This is a genomic window from Vibrio sp. McD22-P3 (assembly GCF_021568915.1).
Classification (GTDB): domain Bacteria; phylum Pseudomonadota; class Gammaproteobacteria; order Enterobacterales; family Vibrionaceae; genus Vibrio; species Vibrio mediterranei.
The window spans coordinates 64,152-87,042 of sequence record NZ_JAKGTN010000003.1; the positions used below are offsets into that span (position 1 = coordinate 64,152).

General features: G+C 45.1%; 16 protein-coding genes. 10 read left to right on the plus strand and 6 right to left on the minus strand.

Translation table 11 applies throughout. The features are described from left to right. Positions 1-61: 61 nt before the first annotated feature. Positions 62-943 (minus strand): LysR family transcriptional regulator, encoded by an 882-nt coding sequence (locus L2W36_RS04270; protein ID WP_006072976.1) that lies wholly within the window; start codon positions 941-943, stop codon positions 62-64. A 364-nt stretch (positions 944-1,307) separates the two neighbouring features. On the opposite strand from L2W36_RS04270, the gene L2W36_RS04275 reads away from it, so the two are divergent. Further along, positions 1,308-2,552, plus strand: a complete 1,245-nt coding sequence (locus tag L2W36_RS04275) for an MFS transporter (RefSeq protein WP_236109416.1) — start codon at positions 1,308-1,310, stop codon at positions 2,550-2,552. Between the two features lie 58 nt (positions 2,553-2,610). Here the strand turns inward: L2W36_RS04275 and L2W36_RS04280 are convergent, their stop codons facing one another. Continuing rightward, positions 2,611-3,783, minus strand: coding sequence for a DUF1887 family protein (locus L2W36_RS04280; protein ID WP_006072978.1), 1,173 nt, complete (start codon positions 3,781-3,783; stop codon positions 2,611-2,613). Positions 3,784-3,992: 209 nt separating this feature from the next. Further along, a complete protein-coding gene (locus L2W36_RS04285; protein WP_038229553.1) occupies positions 3,993-5,984 on the minus strand; it encodes a methyl-accepting chemotaxis protein in 1,992 nt (663 codons plus the stop codon). A gap of 417 nt (positions 5,985-6,401) precedes the next feature. Between L2W36_RS04285 and hinT the strand changes: the two genes are divergently transcribed. From hinT to L2W36_RS04330, 9 genes are all read left to right on the plus strand, one after another. After that, positions 6,402-6,752: a purine nucleoside phosphoramidase gene (gene hinT / locus L2W36_RS04290; RefSeq protein WP_006072981.1), complete on the plus strand. Its 351-nt coding sequence runs from the start codon at positions 6,402-6,404 to the stop codon at positions 6,750-6,752. 77 nt (positions 6,753-6,829) lie between these two features. Further along, positions 6,830-8,233, plus strand: coding sequence for a COG3014 family protein (locus tag L2W36_RS04295; protein WP_236109417.1), 1,404 nt, complete (start codon positions 6,830-6,832; stop codon positions 8,231-8,233). Next, on the plus strand, positions 8,233-8,625 hold the full coding sequence (locus tag L2W36_RS04300) for a YcfL family protein (RefSeq protein WP_006072983.1): 393 nt from the start codon (positions 8,233-8,235) through the stop codon (positions 8,623-8,625). Before L2W36_RS04295 ends, L2W36_RS04300 begins: the two co-directional genes overlap by 1 nt. Positions 8,626-8,665: 40 nt before the next feature. Continuing rightward, complete coding sequence (gene lpoB / locus L2W36_RS04305) at positions 8,666-9,256, plus strand: penicillin-binding protein activator LpoB (protein ID WP_006072984.1); 591 nt, start codon at positions 8,666-8,668, stop codon at positions 9,254-9,256. Positions 9,257-9,266: 10 nt separating this feature from the next. After that, entirely contained in the window at positions 9,267-10,109 is an 843-nt protein-coding gene (locus L2W36_RS04310) for a phosphotransferase (protein ID WP_062462861.1), read from the plus strand. Between the two features lie 115 nt (positions 10,110-10,224). Beyond that, complete coding sequence (gene ycfP, locus L2W36_RS04315; protein WP_006072986.1) at positions 10,225-10,764, plus strand: alpha/beta hydrolase YcfP; 540 nt, start codon at positions 10,225-10,227, stop codon at positions 10,762-10,764. A gap of 211 nt (positions 10,765-10,975) precedes the next feature. After that, positions 10,976-12,007, plus strand: a complete 1,032-nt coding sequence (locus tag L2W36_RS27415; protein ID WP_236109418.1) for an outer membrane beta-barrel protein — start codon at positions 10,976-10,978, stop codon at positions 12,005-12,007. Positions 12,008-12,017: 10 nt separating this feature from the next. Further along, a complete protein-coding gene (locus tag L2W36_RS04325) occupies positions 12,018-16,172 on the plus strand; it encodes an Ig-like domain-containing protein (RefSeq protein ID WP_236109419.1) in 4,155 nt (1,384 codons plus the stop codon). Positions 16,173-16,566: 394 nt separating this feature from the next. Then, a complete protein-coding gene (locus tag L2W36_RS04330; protein ID WP_031497041.1) occupies positions 16,567-17,856 on the plus strand; it encodes an NAD(P)/FAD-dependent oxidoreductase in 1,290 nt (429 codons plus the stop codon). Between the two features lie 60 nt (positions 17,857-17,916). On the opposite strand, the gene L2W36_RS04335 is transcribed toward L2W36_RS04330, so the two are convergent. The 3 genes from L2W36_RS04335 to mfd form a co-directional block, all read right to left on the minus strand. Next, entirely contained in the window at positions 17,917-18,462 is a 546-nt protein-coding gene (locus L2W36_RS04335; RefSeq protein ID WP_038223390.1) for a GNAT family N-acetyltransferase, read from the minus strand. A 58-nt stretch (positions 18,463-18,520) separates the two neighbouring features. Then, the gene (locus tag L2W36_RS04340; protein ID WP_236109420.1) at positions 18,521-19,321 is read right to left on the minus strand and encodes a peptidoglycan binding protein CsiV; all 801 of its coding nucleotides are present in this window, start codon (positions 19,319-19,321) and stop codon (positions 18,521-18,523) included. 108 nt (positions 19,322-19,429) lie between these two features. Next, positions 19,430-22,888 (minus strand): transcription-repair coupling factor, encoded by a 3,459-nt coding sequence (gene mfd / locus L2W36_RS04345; RefSeq protein ID WP_236109421.1) that lies wholly within the window; start codon positions 22,886-22,888, stop codon positions 19,430-19,432. Positions 22,889-22,891 lie beyond the last annotated feature (3 nt).

Consider the following 22,891-nt stretch of genomic DNA (forward strand, 5'->3'; position numbering starts at 1 on the left):
ATCGAGAAACGAAAAAGCCGAAGCATTTGCTTCGGCTTTTCTCGTTTATGAAAGTGGATAGTTAAAACAAGTCGTAGATACCTTCTTCGATGCCATCGATCAGTGCTTGTCTTGTCTCTACCGCATGATCGTTCGGGCGTGACATCTCGCCAAAGCTCTCAAAATACATGCCGTTCGGATGCTTCACGACCACTAAATGTTCTTGGCGTAATTCTTGTTTTACCAATGTCTCAGGAATGATCGCCCAACCTAAATTATCGATAACCGCATCCAATACTTCTTGGTAATTAGAAAAGCTCATTGTGCTACTCGAAATAGGGCGAAAATCTTGATGAATCTCTTCAAACAGGTGAGAAAGCACGATTTGCCGATGGGCACTGATGTCGGTACTGGTTACGTTGGTGAGTTTAGCCAATTCATGCTTAGGGGAACATACCGCCATCATTCGAATACGATGCAGAGCACGAACCTTAACTTGAGGGTCATCGCCTGAGCTAAAGACCAAACCATAGCCAAGATCTACGTGATTTTCGCGAACGAGTGTCGGGATATCGGCACTGGAGGCTTTGATTACGGTCAGGGAGACATGTGGAAATTCATCAGACAAAGCAACAAGTTGTTTTCGCCAGAATGAAGACGGTAGTGTGTCGTCATAGGCGATGCGTATTTTGTCACTGTCACCTTGTCGAAACTGCTCGGCTTTTGAGTACAGACTTTCTGCCATATTGAGGATGTTTCGACAATCGGGCAGTAAAGCACTTCCCGCGTCATTTAATACCAGACGATTACGAGTCCGTTCAAACAGCTCTACACCCAATTCATCTTCTAAACTGGATAGCGCCATACTTAGTGAGGTGCGCGTTTTACCCATAATATTAGCAACTTTGGTCAATGAACCATGCTCTGCAGTTAACGCAAACACTCTAAGTTTGGTGAGATTCATAAGGCAAACTCCTACCTTAATAATTAGCGGCAAAGTATATACCCAACACGACTGGGTAGATGACAACTATTCTTTCTGTCAGCATGATTAGAGTATAACAAACTTGACGCTGAGAGAAGTGTGGGCTTAACACTGGAGGCTTTGGGCTATTACGACTTTGTAGGTAGGCTGATATTATCATCACTATAAATAAGCCCAGTATTTTTATGGTTAACAACGGGTCAAACAGAGTGTTTACTCAGTTGATAATTTACCTAGATTTGGCGTGGGCTAGCTATTCGCTCAGTAGAAAACGGATCTTTTTGCTGTGGTTTAATTTATTACCCACAACACTAAGGGTAATGATCTATTGAGGTCTGTGATCATGTTGAAAAAACTTGGCTTAGAGGGCTGGTTTGCCGCGCACTTTGCTTATGGCATTGTGCAAATCGTGTTTATTCCTATGTTAATGCCTTCCTTTATTCTTGCTCGTACTGGTAGTGCGACTCAAGCGGGTCTGGCAATGGCAGTATTTGGTATGGCGGGTCTTGCCGCTCCAATTATTGGAGGCCTCGCTGATAAGTACAAAGCGCATCGACATGCACAGCTTTTCGGTATGATCTGTTATCTGCTTGCTGGGACAAGTTTTGTCGTCGCGGGTGAAAGCTTTCCATTGATGTTAGTGGGTGCTGCATGTTTCGGTGTTGGCTCAGCTATTCTTCTTATGCTCAACCCTGTTTTTATTACGTTTGCGGGCTACGATACAAAAACTGAAGCGATGAAGCTTGGCCGTATGGCTCAAACGCTTATCATTGGTGCTTTATTATCTGGTGTAGCCTTGGCATATATCACTGATTTAGGTTGGTCTTACGAACAACGTTTTGGCGTTATGATGGCGATTGTTGCTGTGCTGTTGGTTATAACCATGTTTACCAATAAAACCGCAGCTCAACGAGTACTAGATAACGCAGAGGCGAGTGCCGAAGCGGATATCGGTGGCAAAGAAGACGTTGGTCTAGCAAAATCACTATTCTCAAATTTCGGTTTGTTCCTACTTGCCGTTGGTTTGCTATGTGCGGGACAAGGGGCATTTCAGGCTCAATATCCGAACTTACTAGAAAACGCTTACGGTGTCGCGCAATCTCTCTCTGCTGCTAACCTATCGGTGGCGTCAGTTGTGGGCCTGTTTATCTTAATCGTGGCTGAGCGCTTTGTGGCACGTTACGGCAACCTTAGCTTGTTCAAAGTGTCAGCGATTGCTTCTATCGTCGTGATTGGTTTGCTTTACGTGATAGCTGAAGCCGGAATGAGTGTGCACTACATTATTACCCTAGGCTTGTTCCTGATTTATCTGCAAGGTATCACTATTACCGATATGATTTCACCAGCGATTGCTGCTCGCTTGACCGTAGTAGGTGGCGGTCTGACTCAAGGCTTAATGATGTTCTTCATCTCATTAGGTTTTGCTGCTGGTAGCGTTATCAGTGGTGTTGCTGTAGATGGGTTTGGTTGGGCGGCGTTGCCATTTGCTATTTTAGCCCTGACGATTGCTGCATATGTATGTATTGTCATTGTTGGCGCGAAACACAAAGCGTCGGTAAAGCATAAGCAGCAACAAGCTGCAGCGTAAACGCAAAATCAAAGTAAAAAAGCTTGGCGATGGCCAAGCTTTTTCTGTTTCTATCTGCTTAAGAAAGGTGAGCTTTCTCATCGATACCGCCGGCACCTTTAAACCATTTGGTTAGATGCAGTTTTAGATCCTTCAACTCATCCGGTCCAATAAGTGCTAAGCCAAGATCTTCTGCACGAGTAATATCGTTGTGACGTAGCGGTCTAAAACTAACCAACATGGCACGGGCTTGCAGGCCACCTAACAAGTCACGCAGCGATTCCAGTTTGTATAGAGTGTCGTCACCATCGTCGCGCATACCTTTGGTCTTACATTCAATAATATGCAATTTATTGTTTACAACGGATGCGACATCCAGTTCGTTGCGAACTTCTCGCTCACCAAGCTGACGGTATACTTGAACATTCAAAGAACGGTCTTGAATGGTCGGTAAGTCGTCTTGGATTTGTTTGACCGTGCTATGAACTAGGTTCTCTAACCATTCCCCATTGGAAAAGCGACGTGCGTCTTCACTGATAAAGGTCAAAATGCCGTTGTCATAAGTCGCTATTTCAGATTCTACCAAATCGCTAAGTAGCATATTGAGTTCGCGATAACCTTGTTGTTTTTCGGAAAGCTCAACATCGAGTTTCTGTTCTTTTCGGCACGTGGTTGCCAAGTAGTTTAGCGTCGCTAGACCCGGACCTAATTCCAGTGCGTTACTCGCCCATTTTTCACCCAGCTCATAAAGTTTTCTGTCAAGTTGTGGGGGAAGATCGTAGTCAGTAAATTCACCACGAGCACCAAAAATCGTGAGGTAATCACCAATGGTGATATGATCTTGTACCTGCGCATCAGTTGCGCCTTCCGGGTATAACCAGCACATCTTATCGCTGTTCGGTTCAACAACGAAGATTGGCCAATGGAAGGTACGGAATACTTCATAGACAGAAAGCAGTCGATGTCTTAAGCCGCAACTGGCATTCAATTTAACTTCGACATTCTTTTCTTTAAGTTGCTTAGCTAAACCGAGAATGGATTGTTTGATAACAGACGTATTGACGATATTGGGAATTTCATAAAATTCTGCAGTAATGTCGCGCTCCGCCAATACTGAGCTCAAACGCTCATACATTTCAAATTGGGATTCGTCACCAATAAAGATGATGTGACGACTAACGGTTCGGTCATCCAGTAAAGGAGTTACCAAACGAATGGGATCTTGATCAATTATGCCTACGTGAACGGCCATTATAGCTTCCTTCAACTATTGGCTTGCTGAAGAAAATGAGAGCATGACATTCGTCATTGATATCGAAACTTGGGCTTTCAAAATCAAAGGTCATGGAAAAGTGAAGCAAGCCATAATTCAGATATAATGCCGTTACTTGTAAAAAACAAGAGCAGGTCTCAACGAAACCTGCTCTTCAGGGGAGAATTTACGTGTTTCTTACACGAAAACTAAAGTTTGAAGCGGTGTACTAGTTCACTTTGCTGATTGGCTAGGCTAGTTAAGCTTTCACTTGTTGCCGCGATTTGCGACATGGCTTGATAGCTTTCATCGGCGATATGATTGATTTCTTCGATGTTTTTAGCGATATCTACGGTAGTTTCACTTTGCTCGCCTGCGGCTTGAGAAATATGCGTACTCATTTGGCTGATTTCGATGATCAACGCTTGTATCTCTTCCATGGCTCCATTAGCGGTAGAGGCTTGCTCAACCGATAGTTCCATATCCTTCATACAGCTTTCAATGACTTGTCCTGCACTCTTAGAGCTGGTTTGTAAGTTACTGATCATAGTTTCGATTTCAGTGGTAGATTCAGTGGTCTTCTGAGCTAGTACGCGAACTTCGTCTGCCACCACTGCAAACCCACGTCCTTGCTCGCCTGCACGTGCTGCTTCAATAGCAGCATTGAGGGCGAGTAGGTTGGTTTGCTCAGCGATGTTGCGAATGACATCTAAAATGCTGCCAATTTGGCTGCTCATCTTCTGAAGTTCGCCAACCGCTTCAACCGATTCATTAAGACGAAGCTCCAACTGATTGATGGTGCTGATATTGGTACTCATGATTTGACGACCAGATTCAGAGGCCGATTCGACTTGATGTACCTTCTCTAACGAGTTTTGCGCACTGTTTGCCACTTCCTGTACTGAATGAGACATTTCGGTCATTGCCGTCGCGACGTTAGCGGTTTGCTCACGCTGCGCACTAAGTTGGCTTTGCGCACTCAAAGACGTGCTTTGGTTGTTGCTTGCAGTATCAGTGAGGTTGTCCGATGCATCATTCAGTTTGACCAACACGTTGTGCAGGCTGTCTGCAAGCGTATTAATGTGGTTGCCTAGACGACGGAACTCATTGTTGTATTTCACTTCAATGCGCTGCGTCATGTCGCCTTCGGTTAAGCTTTCTAGTGTTTTGAGTGTGCTGTTCAGTGGTTGACGTACACTTTGCGCAATGTGGTAACCAATACCGACTGCAATTAAGACAACGACCACACCTATACCAATGGCTTTTATTACGCCTTCGTCATAGATAGTGCCTGCTTGTTCAAGAGATTGGTTTAGATTGGCTGTCGCAGTTTCGGTGAAGCCGTTAAGTGTCGCCATCGCACCGTCTACTTCCAGAGCCAGGTTTTCGATGTTTTGATACAGAGCGGCTCTGGCGATCAAATAATTATTATGTTGGTCTAACACGCCGCCTTTCTGGCCGACATCTTTGGTAAATTGTTCCACAGAGCTCTCAAACACTTTCTTCAACTCTGGCATTTGCGTAACTAAGCCGCGGTAAGCGTAGTTAAGGTGAGTGACGGCTTTGCGGTTTTTATTAACGGCTTCTTGAACGAAGACGGTATCGCTGCTGGCTAGTGCATCTGAAGTGATGAGTTCGGCGTCTTTTAGTTTGATAAAGTAACTTTTTGCCATCACTTTGACAGAAATACTCGACGCGTCATCTACATACTCTTTCATACCAACAGAAAGGTCTGAGTGGAGTTTTTGGAATCGTCGTGTGGAGAGTTGAACTTGTTCTTGAGCTGAGAACATGGATTGGTAGTTATCCATTGCTTCTTGAGCTTCTTCGCTATAGCGAGCTTGAACCTCACGCAGTTCGCCAATTCGGTTTTCTAGTTCAGGGAAACCGGCACTAGCGCTAGCAAGTTGTTCTAAGTCACGACCAAACTCTTCCATTGAAGCGGAAAACTCTTCGCGACGGATAGTCATTCTTTCTTCGTTCTGCGTAGTGAGGAAATCTTTGAAGGATTTGTCCGCAGACAACAATTGCACACTGGTTTGATTCGAAAGAGAAACTAGTGGGAGAGAGGACTTAGAAACAGAGCCAAAATACTGATGAATTTGGTTCATGCCACTGAGCATAATCATAATGGTGATAACAAAAAGAATGACGATGAGCGTGAACCCAGCGTACATCCTCCGTATAACGGAACCCTGCATATATCTCTCCCTAGTAATGTTGCAGCAATACAAAAATCATACAAAATTTAACTGGACGCTTTGCGCTAAACCTTGCACTATCCGTCCACTCGTAACATCAGGTCGGAATTGAGGTTTGGCGCTTTTGTCTCTTTATCGTTACAAATAACAAAAACTGAAATATATATGACTTGTCGTGCTACGTTTTATGACGCACTCGTCAAAAATGTAATAAAAGCCAAGGTTTTGGCGTGAAGTGTTATCTCAAAAAAGTACTTCTAGCGAGATAGAGGTTGAGAATCGAACAATAGTGAAAACAACAAGCTATGTTGGCTTTGCTTTAAATTGTGATTCTATAGACCTTAGTGCATACTTCTAAAGTAAGTATGTGCTGGCGATCCTGTGTCAGTATTATTGGTTTGGTAATTGGAGAACTTCATGGCTGAAGAAACCATTTTTAGCAAAATTATTCGTAAAGAAATTCCTGCCGATGTGTTGTATCAAGACGATCTTGTTACCGCATTTCGTGATATCAATCCGCGTGCTCCAAGCCACGTGTTGATCATTCCAAACAAACTGATTCCCACTGTTAATGAAGTTGAAACTGATGATGAAGCAATGATGGGACGTATGTTCACCGTTGCAAGGAAGATCGCCCATGATGAAGGTATTGCAGAAGATGGCTATCGTTTGATCGTCAACTGTAATTCTCACGGCGGTCAAGAGGTGTACCATATTCACATGCATCTCGTTGGTGGTCGCCCACTTGGCCCATTGTTGATGAGCTAATTTCGAGAGGCTTTGGCAACTTAGTACTAACGTAATTGTCAAAGCCTCACTAAAGGTATCTATTCTCTTCAAAACATATGTTAATACGTAGCGTTAAACACGCACTCATCGTCGTACTTGCTGCATCACTTACCGCTTGTGCGGGACTAAGTGCAGGTAATCTGTTTAGCCATTATACCCAGCAGAATACGGTGGTGTATCAAGCGGTGAAAACTGGCCAATATGAAAAAGCGCAGGCTGCATTGCCTCAAGCTGAAGATGTCGTTGCGGGTGATATCTTGGATAATTTTGAGCGCGGCAGGGTCGAGTTCTTAAACCAATCCTATCCGCAAAGTAAATCAGCGCTTGAAGTTAGTGATAAGGCCGTTAGAGTTCAGCAAGATAAGGCGCTTATCTCTATTACTGACACTGCGACTAGTGTTGGTGCTTTAGCGGTCAATGACAATATTACTGAGTATGTACCGCCAGATTATGAACTCGGTTATTTACACCTGTATCTAGGGCTCAACTATATTCAAAAAAACGACCTAGAGGGTGCTCTGGTTGAGGTGCGTCGAGCAAACCAAGTTCAACAGCGTGCTCGCCAAGCGCGAGAGAAAGACTTACGTTCTGCTGAAGCTGAAATGAAGCAGAAGGGGTTATCACCTAATTTAGGGTCGGTGTTGTCGCGTTATCCTGATGCGGGAAATCAACTGAAAGCGATTCAAAATGGCTATTTGTTGTTTTTGTCAGGCTTGATGTATGAAGCTTCGAATGACCTCAATGGGGCCTATATTGACTATACTCGCGCACTTGCCGTTGCACCAGATAACGAAGCCGTTATCGACGCGGTAATTCGTGTGGCTAAACGCTCAAGTCGGAATCAAGATCTTGCGAAGCTTAAAAAGCAATATGGTGATCGACCAGGTGTTAAAGCTGGTGAAGGTCGTGTCATCCTGCTCGAAGAGCAGGGGGTTGTGAGCGCCATGCAATCTTGGAATCTGACTTTGCCAGTTTATGACAGCCAAGGTAATACTGCGTTGTATACTGTGGCACTGCCGTATTATGTTCCAGCGGTGATGCCTAAATTTTCGAATATTATGTTGGATGGTAAGCCCCTGAAGTCGGATGAATTAGTGGATACTAATTTAATGGCGCAGCAGCAGCTTACCGAGAATATGCCGACCATCTTGTTGCGACAAGCACTGCGCGTGTATGCCAAAGACCAAATTCGTAAGAGTACGGCGAAAGACGATGATGTCGGTAACCTTATCTTCAACGTGTGGAACACCTTGACGGAACAGCCTGATACTAGGAGTTGGCAAACATTACCGGGTGTCGTGAACGGTGCAAGTCAAATCGTTAAAGCGGGCAGCCACAAAATGACGTTAGATGGTCAAGACTATACTTTTGATGTGAGAGACAGACAAACCACTTTGGTTTGGGTGTCGCGCCAGGGCGGCAATGCCACCATTTGGCATAAACAATTAGGAAGAATGTAATGAAAAAATGGTTAGTGAGTATTGGTGTGCTGTTGACGCTGTTTGGCTGTGCTTCAAGTAAAACCTCAGGGATCAAAATCGAAGGCCAAACTCAGGCTGTGCTTTATGGTGACGCACAAATGGGTAAAAAATTCTCTATTGATGATATTTCGACCATTGATACCAATGGTCATGCGAGAGGCGTGGTGCGATTGTCTAATACGACATCTACGGACCAAATCATCCAATATCGATTCTATTGGTATGATGCGCAAGGACTCGAAGTAAATACTAAACAAGCCCCTTGGAAAAGAGCCATCTTACGCGGTGATGAAACTATTACCCTATCTGAGGTGTCTGTAAATCCTAATGGTAAAGAATTCCGTGTGCAATTGCGCGGAGCGGATGAGTAATTTCCACCCGTTGGAAAGTAAGTAAGACTAAGGAAACAAAATGAAAAAAAGTATTATTGCTTTGTTGGGTTTGGCTGTCATTCTCGGTGGCTGTTCAAATAAAGTAAGTTACGGCGACGCGCAAGCTACTGAAACGACAACAATCGATTTCGGTTCAACTGACCTACAGAAGATCGCTGGTGATATGGTTGATAGCATGCTGATGTCTGGTTCAGTTGCGGCAATCACGCGCGACAGTCGCCCAATTGTATTTGTTGAACGTATCAAGAACAAAACAACGGAGCACATTGATACCGAGTCTATCACTGACAGCATCAGCACCAAAATGCTGAACTCTGGTAAGTTCCGTTTCGTAGATATGGATCGTGTTGAGTCTGTACGTGAACAGCTTAACTTCCAAAACAATGATGAGCTAGTGAACCAAAGCACAGCTATCCAATTCGGTAAAATGGTTGGTGCGCAATATATGCTTTACGGTAACCTAAGTAGTATCGTTAAAGAAGCGGGCAGCGATAAAGACGTATACTACAAAATGACAATGCGTCTTATGGATCTAGAAACGGGTCTGATTGAGTGGGCTGACGAAACTGAAATTCGTAAGCAAGAGTCTCGTTCAGTACTAGGTCTATAACAAGCGCTCAATGCTTAATTGGATTGATGCGGTCCAGCAATCACCAGATTTGGCTGGATTATCTTCCTTGTTAAACGAAGTGCCCTTAGGGGCACTTCCGTTATCTGGCGGCCTGACAAATCGGGCGTGGCGTGTATTGACTCCATCTCATGGTTGGGTGATTTGGCGTGCCAACTCATCGCTATGTCAGTCATTTGATATCAGTCGCGACAATGAAGCTGAGGTTTTGAACTCGGTTGCCGGACACCTCCCTACTAACAAAGTCATCGCTCGCGGCCCAAAGGGTATCGCGCTCAGTTGGTGTAATGGCATTCCTGTTAGTCAGTTAGACGATCATTCAAAGGTTATCGCGCTTCTTGCGAATATCCATACCATTCAACCTATCAGTCAGGTACGACGTTTTGATTACCAAGAAAAAGTGGATCATTACTGGTCTCAGCTTGACGATTCTGTTCTAAAGCGGCGCTTTCGTCCGATCTACGAAAGCCTTCGAACGCTACCAAAATTAAGCTGTGCGCAACAAGCGCTTTGTCATTTTGATTTTGGCATTCATAACTTAGTGCAGATTGAAACGGGCCTTGCGGTAATTGACTGGGAATATGCTGCAATTGCCAGCCCCGTTCTGGACCTAACAATGACCTTGGATATGCTTCAAATGGATGTCGTTACAGGAATTGAACTCTACAAACAGCACCAGCCCACGATAGATAGTAGATCTTGGCAAAAGGATGTGGAGATTTGGCAAAGACACTCGCAGATGATGGCTATGCTCTGGTATCTACTTGCAGCGCAGGTGTGGCAAGATGATGGTTTTTTAGTCGAAGCTGAGGCTATTTATCTACGATTATGTTGAGGGGATCACTGTTTAACGTTATCTTTTCTGAAAAATCATCTTACCCCCTATGAAACTAGGGCTTTCGTGGTAGATTTAACGAAAGCGTACCAATAAGGACGGATTGAGAGGTACTATGATTATTTATCTTCACGGCTTCGATTCAACAAGCCCAGGCAACCATGAAAAAGTGCTTCAGTTGCAATTCATTGACGAAGACGTTCGTTTCGTCAACTACAGCACACTTCACCCCAAGCATGATATGCAGCACCTTCTTAAAGAAGTGAACAAGCTGGTTCAAGAGTCAAAAGATGAAGCGCCGATTATTTGCGGTGTAGGTCTGGGAGGCTACTGGTCAGAGCGCATAGGCTTCTTATGTGGCATTAAACAAGTTATCTTCAACCCCAATTTGCACCCTGAAGTAAATATGCAAGGTCGTATTGATCGGCCAGAAGAATATGAAGACATTGCCACTAAGTGTGTTGAAAAGTTCCGCAGTAAAAATGCGGGTCGTTGTATGGTCATTTTGTCCAAAGAAGACGAAATTCACGATAACCAAAAAACGGCGGATGCCCTTAAAGATTATTACGATGTAGTGTGGGATGAAACTCAAACACATAAATTCAAAAAGATCTCTCAGCACCTTCAAACAATGAAGGCGTTTAAAGAATCGTAATGTAAGAAACGTCCGAGTGGCGTGTACTACTTTTTACAAAAGCAGCGGATTTCGCTGCTTTTTTTTGTTCAATACGGTAACAACTTTCACACAACATTAAGATTTTATTATGGTACGCCCAGTTAATTTAGGTTGGTTACTCTTACAAGGTCATTCTCACACTCTTCAGTAGCCTGCCTCACGCTCGTATTAGACGAAAACGGAGGAAGCAGTGGTTTCTACTCATAAAGTACTCAGTTTAGCGATAGTTGTATCGCTCAGCTTTAACGTCCTCGCCGATGAAACGTCGGCTGACAGTGACGCTTTTTCATCGCATTGGTACCTAGGAGGAAAACTAGGTGTAATGAAATACCAAAATGCCTGTGAAGAATGGGCGGTAGATTGTGATGGAACTGATGTTGCGTTAGGGGGCTTTATTGGCTATCAGGTTTGGCAGCACTGGGGACTAGAATTAGGCTACCTCGATTTTGGTGAAGCGAAAGCTTTGTATCCAGAAGGTGGTAAAGTCAACCAATATGCGGGTTCTATGTCAGGCATAGAAATGTCAGTTGTAGGTCGTATTCCTGTGACCGACAATTTGGACGCGTTTGCAAAAGCGGGCACACTCTACTGGCAAGGTAAGAATAGCGGACCAACCAGAACTCTAACAGATGACGGTTGGGCTCCAACAGCTGGTGTCGGCTTGGAATACCACTTCTCAAATCATTGGGCGGGCAGAGTAGAGTACCAATATGTCAATGCGCTTGGCAGCGACAAACTTGGTGGAAGTAACGGGCATCTAGCTACTTTAGGTATTGTGTATCGATTTAGCTCGGCAGAAGACTCCAAGCCAGAGACTCAAACCGAGGCCAAACCAGTTACTCCAATAATAACAACGCGCTTGCCAGAGCTGCATTCTTCGGTTCTCTTCGCATTTGACTCCGAAAAAATCGAGAATGTTGAGGCGCTTAACCCTATTGTCTATCGATTAACTCGCTATCCTGAAACTCGTGCAACCGTATATGGTTACACCGATTCTACTGGACCGAATGAGTACAACCAAAGCTTGTCCGAGCGTCGAGCAAATGCGGTTTATGAGTACCTAAAACATGCGGGCGTAAGTACTGAGCAACTAAGGGTTGCTGGTTATGGAGAAGACTCTCCTGTTGTTCCTAATGACACAACGGAACATCGTCATATGAACCGAAGAGTGACCGTTCATATCGAAGAAATGACTACCCCGTCTAGTACTAATCAAAACTAAAGAGTGACTCATGCAGATGACAAAAACACTTTATCGCTTATGTGTGTTATGGATGACATTCTTTTTGGCGGCATGTAATGGAGATAATAGTGGCTTTCCAACCAGTGAGTGCGGTGGGCCAGATAATCCGTGTGCACCTTATATTACCAGTATCGCTGTTGTGCCACCGGTCAAGGCGATAGCGAAAGGGACACAGTATCAGTTTCAAGCAATAGCGAATTATTCTGACGGCAGCGTTCAAGATATTTCAGCGTTGTCACAGTGGAGTATTATCGATTCCTCTATTGCGACGATTGTCGCTGATGGCACACAAGGCGGACTTGTTGGCGGAAAGCAAGTCGGAATTACGACGGTCAACGCTCAGTATCAAACCTACCAAGCTTCATCGGAACTAACGGTTACCTCTGCGGTTTTGGATTCGTTGTCTATCTCTCCTGTAAACAAGACGGTTCCAGCAGGTATCGCGGTTCAGTACCAAGCGATGGCGCTCTTCTCTGATGCAAGCCAACAAGATGTGACTAAATTCGGTAACTGGCAAAGTGGCACTGCTAATGTTGCAACGATAGGTTCACAAAGCGGTAATGCGGCCACGTTATCTCAAGGTACAACTCAGATCAGTTTTAGCTATCAAGGTAAGTCGGTACAAACGGATTTGAACGTTACCAATGCGGTTGTATCGAGTTTACAGGTCACCCCGAAAAATCTGGCGAAGCCTGTGGGTACCACAGGTAAATACACTGCGACCGCGTATTATTCAGATGGGCATAGTGAAGACGTAACGCAATTAGCCACATGGAATTCGTCAAATGGTAGAGCAGTTTCAATTGTAGTAGATGGCACAGATGGCACAGATGGCGGCTTGGCGACGGCGAACGAGATCGGCACAACCCAAATAACCGCAAGCTATCAAGGCATCGCATCATTCTCGAAAACGAGTAATACCATTTCCGATAGTACAGCTGCGACCGTGACTCAGGTTTCCGTTACCGATTTGGTGGTGACACCAGCAAAAGCCAGCGTAGCGGCGGGTAATATTCAGCAGTATCAGGCGTTCGCTTTATTTAGTGATGGGACAAGTCGAGAGGTAACTGAGCTGGCAAGTTGGCAATCTTCCAACAACAGTGTGGCATCTATTAATCAAAAAGGACTGGCAGATAGTTATCAGAGTGGTGATGTTGTTGTGACGGCTACTTATGCCAGCCAACAGGCGGATGCTTTATTGAATGTGACTCAAGCTCAACTAACAGAGCTGGTGGTAGCTCCAAACAAGGTGACTATACCTGCAGGGCATCAAACTAGGCTACAAGCTTTTGCTGTGTATAGTGATGGGTCATCGAATGATGTAACTCTGCAATCGGTTTGGGCATCGATGGACCAGAGTTTAGTAAACGTTGAAACCGGTAATATAAGCGCCGGAACGGTACATGGTTTAGCTTTAGGCCAAGCGGGTGTCACGGCGAAATTTGGCGGTATGGAGCAGAGCAGCATGATCACGGTAAGTAATGCAACGCTAACTTCGGTATCCATATCACCTGCTAATTCGACGATTCCAAAAGGAACGACACAAAGTTATGTGCTTACTGCCCAGTATTCAGATGGAAGCAAACGAGATATCAGCACTTTGAGTAGCTGGCAATCGAACAATACTGATATCGCTACCATTAACGCCTTTGGCGTGGCACAAGGAGAGGAGCAAGGAACTAGCCAGATCAGCGGATGTTATTTAGGACAGTGCGCTACCGCGAACCTTTCTGTCACTCAAGCGGTAGTAACAGGGCTGCAAGTGACGCCTGCTAGCGCCACTATTGCAGATGGTCAGAGTCAGTACTATCAAGCGACTGCGTTTTACTCTGATGGGACAAGTAAAGTAGTGACTCAGATAGCAACTTGGACTTCTTCGGATATCAATATTGCTACTATTTCTTCTACAGGAATAACAGGGGGAAAAGCGACGGGTGTTGAACAGGGAAATGTTGTTATTTCAGCTCGTTACGGGGGGCAACTGAGTCAGGCAACGTTGACTGTAACAGCTGCAACGGCAGTTAAGTTAATTGTGTCTCCGGCCATTACTAAAGTTCCTGCGGGATTGAGCTTACCGTATCATGCGGATGCGCTCTACACAGATGGAACCTTGCAAGATGTCACCTTGCTGTCTGTTTGGCAAAGCTCGGATAACGATGTTGCTTCTATAGATGCTTCTGCGAATGCGGTGACGTTTATTGCTGGTCAAACGACAATCAGCGCGCAGTACTTGGGTCTTAATGGTGAAGCAAGTTTAACGGTTACCGCGGCGGTAGTTGATCACCTAGAAGTGACGCCAAATGCCGTTACAGTACCAAAAGGCACAAATGGGCATTTCGAGGCAACGGCCATCTATAGTGATGGAAGCAGTATTGATGTGACATCTAGCGCTAATTGGAGCAGCTCGGATTCAAGAGTGGTCAATGTTGATAACAGCTCCGCTAACGCGGGGATAGGTAGTGCCTTGAACATTGGTAATGCAGTCGTCACTGCTACCTACTCTGGCATGAGTGATACTTCGAGTGTCACCGTCGTTGCCCCAAGCTTGGTTGAACTTACTATTAGTCCTCAAAATGAGACCGTACCACTGGGTTTAGAAGTACAATATGAGGCCCATGCTCGCTATTCAGATGGTACTAGTAAGACTGTAACTTTAGAATCCAGTTGGCAAAGCAGTATGACGACGGTAGCGACAATTAGTACTGATGGGATGGCTTCAACCGTTTTTACAGGGGAAACCCAAATCAGCGCGACTTTTGAGTCAATTACCGTGTCGACATCGTTGATAGTTACCGAGCCAATTTTGATGGAGTTACAGGTTACGCCAGCTACAGCTACCATTAACATTCAAGATCTACAGCAATATAAAGCAACAGCGGTATTTTCAGACAAAACCGTGACGGATGTGACGAATGGTGTGACTTGGACGACTGCTGATGATGTGGTTGCCCATGTAGATAACGCGCGCTTTAGAGAAGGATTAGTCACAGGTTTAAACTCTGGACAAACGTCAGTCATCGCGACCTATTATGGTAAAACGGCAAACGCGGAAGTAGTGGTTGGTAGCCTGACCTACTTAGGCGTGAACGTTGAGCCTGCCGATTCCATGGTCAAAGTAGGGGATACAAAGCAACTTACTGCTTATGCAGTATACAAAGACGTTAATACTAATAAGGTTTCATTTAAAGATGTAACAGCGCTAAGTGATTGGCGGGTGCAACAGAGAGATAAACTTGCCGTGAATACGACGGGGTTGATAGAAGGAAAATCTGCGGGTCACAGTGAAGTGTATGCGATCTATCAAAACATCGAAGGAGCAGGTCAGGTTAGTGTTGTTGACACATATATCAGACAGCTAGTCGTTACGCCGGACAATGAGACAGTTCCAGAAGGAACTGTAGGACGATATAAGGCGATTGCTAAATATCATCAAGGCTTGCCTGATGAAGATGTAACTTCAAAAGCGACGTGGTCTTCTAGTGACCCTACTGTGATTCAAGTGGTCACCACAGGGGAGTTAGGAGGTAATGGTGAAGCGTTATCCGCAGGCAGCACGCAGATCAAAGCTGAGTTTGATGGGGTTGAGGATGAGGTGACTACCACGGTTGCTCCTCTAGTTCTAGCACAAGTCGCAATAGAACCAAGACAGGACATCCTCTATTCGGGAACACCATTCCAATACCATGCTATTGCATACTATCAAGGTGGGTCGAGCAAAGATGTTACCTTAGATGCTGAGTGGTCGAGCAGCGATACCACTGCCGCGACGATTGAATCCGGAAATGCCAAGGCGGGTTTAGCGCAAGGTGTTTATGAAGGAGGGCGCGCGACGATTACGATGTCATACCAAGGCATGACAGATTTTGTTGAAACGCAAACCTATCCTGCCACAACGACAAAGGTAGAAATTGTGCCACAAAATATCACGGTTGCTACCGGTGATACTGTTGAGGTAACTGTTAATGTCACTTTCTCTGATGGTCGTGTTGAGAACTACGCCAAATATGTCTCTTGGAGCAGTTCAGACATGGATGTTGCATACCCATCCAAGCAATATGTCAGTGGCATTTCGGCGGGTACTGCTACCATCACTGCATCATTTGAAAATGTCACAGGTGATGCATTAGTTACGGTAACGCCCTAGGTATTGACCTTGAATTATGAAGTTAAAAACGGCTCCTTTGAGGAGCCGTTTTTAGTGATGGAACTATCGATTAACAAATGGCCATTTAATTCACTTAACAAAAATAATTCCATTGAATAGTTGCGGACATTGATTTGCCCTATATAATAAAACCATTCTACATTATTTGATAAATATCAAAAAAAGTTGAGAGCAAGAAGAGAACTTGCCCTAAGATGTTCAAACAAAGACGATTTTGAACAAATTTGTGAAGTGAAACCATGATTGTACCGCGCTAGGGGCTGCCACTTGGAGTCTATATTTGCGCATAATGACCAAATTTTAAGCATTTCGCCTTGGGCGGGATGTAAGACCATTTTCTAACTTTCAAATTTCACTTTTTAGGAGAGCCATTGTGACTAATATTGTCGTTGTTGGTGGTGGCGCAGGCGGACTTGAGCTTGCGACCAAATTAGGCCGAACACTTGGACGTAAAGGGCGCGCCAATATTACGCTTGTTGATCGTAAAGCAAGCCATTTATGGAAGCCACTTCTGCACGAAGTAGCGACCGGCTCATTGGACGAAGGGGTTGATGCGCTAAGCTATCGTGCTCACGCGAAAAACCACCATTTTGACTTTCAAATGGGCAGCCTGAATGAGATTGATCGTGAGCGCAAAAGTATTACGTTAAGTGAATTGAGAGATGAGCACGATGAGCTATTGATGCCAAGCCGCGAGATCGCTTATGACATCTTAGTGCTTGCGATTGGCTCAACATCAAACGACTTCAATACTCCTGGTGTTCGCGATAACTGCATCTTCTTAGATAGCCCAGAACAAGCACACCGTTTCCGTACAGAAATGAACAATGAGTTCCTAAAACTGCATGCGAAAAATGGTCACGGCACTGTCGATATTGCGATCGTTGGTGCTGGTGCAACAGGGGTAGAGCTGTCTGCCGAACTGCACAACGCAGTCAAAGAGCTTCGTACTTATGGTTTCGGTGATCTGGATTCGAGTAAGCTGAACGTAAACTTGATTGAAGCGGGTGAGCGTATTCTTCCAGCGCTTCCTCCACGTATTTCAAGCGCAGCGCATTCTGAACTGACAAAACTGGGTGTAACCGTTCGCACTGCCACTATGGTGACTCAAGCGGACAAAGATGGCTTAACTACGAAAGATGGTGAAAAAATCCCAGCACAAATAATGGTTTGGGCGGCAGGAATCAAAGCGCCAGACTTTATGAAAGACATTGCCGGTTTGGAAACTAACCGTATCAACCAGTTAGTAGTAAAAGACACACTGCAAACCACGCGTGATGATGATATTTTCGTTATCGGTGACTTGGCTCAATGTACCCAAGCTGATGGTAAATTCGTACCACCACGTGCTCAAGCTGCACATCAAATGGCGAGCCGTGCGTTTAGTAACATCGTTGCTAAACTGACAGACAGAGAATTAAAGCCTTACGTATATAATGATCACGGCTCATTAGTATCATTGAGCCGATTCTCAACGGTAGGCAGTTTAATGGGTAACCTAACCAAGGGCTCTATGATGGTGGAAGGCCGAATCGCTCGTGTGGTTTACATTTCGCTTTATCGTATGCACCAGGTGGCGTTACATGGTGTATTAAAGACCGGATTAATGATGTTGGTTGGTCGTATTAACCGTGTATTGAGACCAAACTTGAAATTGCACTAATACCTAGTAACAACGAGAGGTGCTGAAAAGCGCCTCTTTTTTTATCTCATATTCACTGGTTCAGCGGGTGGGAGGAATGAGGGAATAGACTAGTCCTGCTTTTGGTTTACCATCAAAAACAAAGCGATTCTGCGCTAAACATTCGTAGGTTGCTCCGATACGTTCAGCAAGTCTATGGCTAGCGGAGTTGTCTGGGTCGCAAACAATTTCTAGGCGAGTGAGTAATAAATTAGCAAAACTGAATTCCACCAACGCATCGAGCGCTTCCAAGGCATAACCCTGCTTTTGAGCATCATCTCTTAGCCAATAGCCAAGACTTCCCATATTGAAGGTATGATAAAACTCATTGAGCGCCACCATACCCAGAAACTGTTCGGTTTTTCGGTCAAACAATGCAAAGCCAAATGCTACGGCTTTCACCCAGTTAACTCGAGTCGCTCCAATGAATTCCATCGCTTCATGTTGAGTAAAGTCTTTATGACACCAATCTATCCATTGATGCAACGAGGGAGATTCTTGGATTGCAATTGCCAGTTGCTCGGCATCGTTAAGATCCATTAATCGAAGGCATAATCTTTTTGTGTAGATGGTGTAATGCGTATTCATAATGCCTTGGAACGGAAGAAGAAATGAAAAAAGGGCCGTATTTCAGGCCCTTTCTGGATTAGTTCTGCACTCTTCGAACTTGGATGATCATGCCCATTAACGGATGGTCTAGGTAGTGTGTTTCACTACTTCTCATGCGACGTTTCTGATCAAATCGATAGTCCTTAAGAAAGGTTTGAACTTCACGTTGAGGCTCTATGGCCTCTAAGTTGCCAGCAATGACGTTACTGTCTTCAGTCCCCGTCGCTACAGAATTGTCTGCAGACGGTTCCATCGGTTCTGTTGCCGTGACGGAATCAGTAACAATCACCTCTTTGGTGCTTGGCGAGCGAAGGTCTAGTTGGGCTTCTGCATACAAGTAATGCTGCACGTAAATCTGTAGTTTACCGTCAAGCTCGTACAACGGTTTGTCAATGGCCACTTCCGTTACGCCATCAACCGGGCTTGTGGTGTTGCTGTTGCTGCCCTTTTCTGTTCCATCGGCATTAAAACCAGCTGAGTAATCTTTCCCTGCACGAATATGGAAGATTGGAGCAGAGCCTCTACCGTTATCGCCTTGACGCCATGCTTTGTGCATAAGCACCGTATAGCCTGCATGATTTTTTAGTTTTGCCGCTTCATCATTCAATTGGTATGAAGAGTAAGGCAGCATCTGAACGCCTTTCGACGCGCGATAACTGGCATCGTTCATTGAACCAGCGCGGCTAAAGTCTATTTGCGGCATAGTGTTTGGCCAAGACTCGTTTACTTTTTCAGGGTTTACCGCACGTTTGAAAACGATCACTTCTATATCAAATTGTCTCTGCGCCAAACTTGGCATAGAAACCAATAGGAGTAGCAGTGGGATCAGTTTTTTCATTGTTTCTCCATTGATTGCCACTATCATTGAGTGCAATCCCATTATATCAATTAATACAGGACGTTGCTGAAACATTTCACGGTGAAAAATCGTTGCAGCTGTAAGCAATTATGCGTTCGGAAGTTGATTGGCTTCAAACTCGTCAAGCATGTTATTGAGGTAGCTTAAGCGTTTACGCCTATCGGTTAACGCTTCCATAAACTTGAACTTAGTTGGCCCTTCCATCGCAAACTTTGTTGGCTGCGCTTGAAGTAGTTTAACCAAGAAGGCTGGGTTAATGTCAGCATCCGGATAAAATTCAATATAGCCACCTTTATCATGGGCTTCTACTTTTTTAACTTTCAGCGCTCTACCACGAAGCTTCATTTGTGAGACGGCAAGAAGGTGTTTGGCAGCATCCGGCAGCAGGCCAAATCGATCAATAAGTTCCACTTTTAGCTCGTCGAGCTCTTCGTTATCTACAACGCTTGCGATTCGTTTATACATGGATAGACGAGTATTGATATCCGGAATGTAGCCATCAGGGAGCAAAGCGGGGATACGTAATTCCACTTCGGTTTGTTCGCGAAGTAGATCGTCCAAAGAGGGCTCTTTGCCTTCTTTTAGCGCTTCCACGGCTTGCTCTAACATTTCCATATAGAGTGAGAATCCAACGGACTGAATTTGGCCACTCTGTTCATCCCCTAAAAGTTCTCCAGCGCCACGAATTTCAAGGTCATGAGTCGCTAGAGTAAAGCCGGCCCCAAGATCTTCTAGCGAGGCGATAGCGTCTAATCGCTTCACTGCATCTTTTGTCATGGCTTTTGGATGAGGAGTCAGCAGATAAGCATACGCCTGATGGTGCGAGCGACCCACACGTCCACGAAGCTGGTGAAGCTGCGCTAAGCCAAGGTTATCAGCACGATCCATGATGATGGTGTTGGCAGTTGGCACGTCGATGCCCGTCTCAATGATGGTCGTACATACTAGTAAATTAAAACGTTGATGATAGAAATCATTCATAACTCGCTCTAGTTCACGTTCACGCATCTGGCCGTGGGCAACTGTGACGCGTGCTTCGGGGACTAACTTTTCTAAGTCTGCCGCTACCTTTTCAATGGTTTCAACCTGATTGTGGAGGAAATAGACCTGACCACCCCGCATGATTTCACGAAGTATTGCTTCGCGTACAACACTGTCTTCGCTTTGACGCACAAAGGTCTTAATGGCAAGACGTCTCGCTGGCGGTGTAGCAATGATGGAAAGATCGCGCATGCCACTCATGGCCATATTCAGCGTTCGTGGAATAGGCGTTGCTGTTAAGGTCAAAATGTCGACATCGGCTCGCATCGCTTTCACTTTTTCTTTTTGTCTCACACCAAATCGATGTTCTTCATCAACGATGAGTAGGCCAAGATCTTTAAACCGAATGTCACTAGAGAGCAGTTTGTGGGTGCCAACGACAATATCCACCTTTCCATCGGCGACGTCTTGTAGGATGGCTTTTTGCTCTTTGGCCGATTTAAAGCGCGACAAGACTTCAACACGGATTGGCAGGTTGGCAAATCGATCGCGGAAGTTCTCAAAATGCTGCTGTGCCAGCAGTGTGGTAGGAACCAGCACTGCGACTTGTTTACCGTTGTCGGTTGCCACAAATGCTGCGCGCATTGCGACTTCTGTTTTTCCGAAGCCAACATCACCACAAACCAAACGATCCATGGCTTTAGGCTGACACATATCAGACATGACAGCATTGATGGCCTGTGCTTGGTCGTCAGTTTCTTCAAATGGGAAACCAGCTTTAAAGGTCGCATATTGGTCACGATCTAAGCTGAATTTAAAGCCAGGTTTTAACTCGCGCTTGGCGTATACGTCGAGCAACTCTGCCGCAACATCACGCACTTTTTCAGCGGCTTTTCTACGGGCTTTAGCCCAAGATTCACTGCCTAATTTGTTGAGTGGTGCCGATTCTTCCGCACCACCAGAGTAGCGTCCGATTAAGTTTAGTGACGCGACAGGGACGTACAGCTTGGCATCATTTTGGTATTCGAGTGTGACGTATTCTGTCGTCATGCCGCCCGCTTCAAGTGTTTGCAAGCCGACGTAGCGGCCAATACCGTGGTCAATATGAACAACGGGTTGGCCTGGCTTGAGTTCAGCAAGGTTGCGAATGACCGTGTCACTATTAATCGAGCGTTTTTCTTTCTTGCGTCGTTGAATAACGCGATCGCCGAGCATGTCACTTTCGCAGATCAGAGCGAACTGTTGTTGATAAGCAAAACCATGTTCACATTGACCAATAACAAGTGTGAACTTATCGTCACTCTTCAGCGCATCGAGAAAATGTTCTTTCTCTTGTGGCCTCAGTTTTATGCGATGAAGTAATTCAAGCAGCGCCTCTCGACGGCCCTCAGATTCCACCGAGAAAATCACTTTACCAGCGTACTGCTCAGTAAACTGACGGATTTGAGCCATCGGCTCTTTTAATTGATGCTGTACTGCTAAATCAGGAAGTGCCTCGACGGGAGCATTGACGCGTCCTGCTTTTTCATCCACGGAATCAACGGAGCACAGCAATTGTGGATAGGCTTTTAGCTGTGAATAGAACTCATCTTTTTGCAGCCAAAGCGCACTCGGTTCTAACAGTGGGCGCAAAGGGTCGACCTTTCGCTGCTCATAACGTGTTTCCACGTCAGACAAAAAGGTATCTATGGCGGACTCAATATCACCCACCGCAATAATTTGGGAGTCTTGACTGATGTAATCAAATAGCGTTTCAGTATGCTCAAAGAACAGAGGCTGCCAATACTCTATACCCGCTGGCCAAGTGCCTTTTGTTACCTGCATGTAGACTGACTCTGGTTCGCGCCTTGCGTCGAATTGTTGTCTCCAGCGAACACGAAACTCTTCAATCGCGTCTTTTGTCGTAGGAAACTCATGAGCTGGGAGGAGTCGAATCTCGCTAATATCTTCGATGGAACGTTGGTTTTCCGGGTCAAAGGTGCGAATAGTGTCGATTTCATCGTCAAAGAAATCAATGCGATAAGGCGCAGAGCTTCCCATAGGGAAGAGATCGAGAATTGAACCCCTACTTGCATATTCACCGGGACCAAACACTTGGTCTACATGTCGGTAGCCAGAGTTTTCTAGCTGTAGACGTAGTTTATCCAGTGAAAACAAATCACCAGTTTTTACCATCAAGGTATGTTGCATTAAGAAATCGCGAGGACTTTGCCTTTGCAACAAAGTGCTTACCGGAACGATAGTGATCCCTTTTGACTGTTGCGGTAGGGCGTATAGCCGTGCAATACGATCAGAAATTATATCCTGATGTGGCGAGAAATTATCGTATGGCAAGGTTTCCCAGTCAGGGAATAGAGCAATCTCTCCTGGAAAGAACTGTTCTAGTTCACCTTGAAGTTTAAGTGCAAGCTGTGGGTCTGGCACAACCAGTAAAGTATGATCATTATAGGTGTTAGCATGCTCGCTGATAGCAAGGGCTAATGCGCCACCAATCAGGTTACCGAGAAACTTTTTATCACCGGCACCCGTTGGTGCATTAAGAGGAAGTAGTTGACAATTACTCATAGT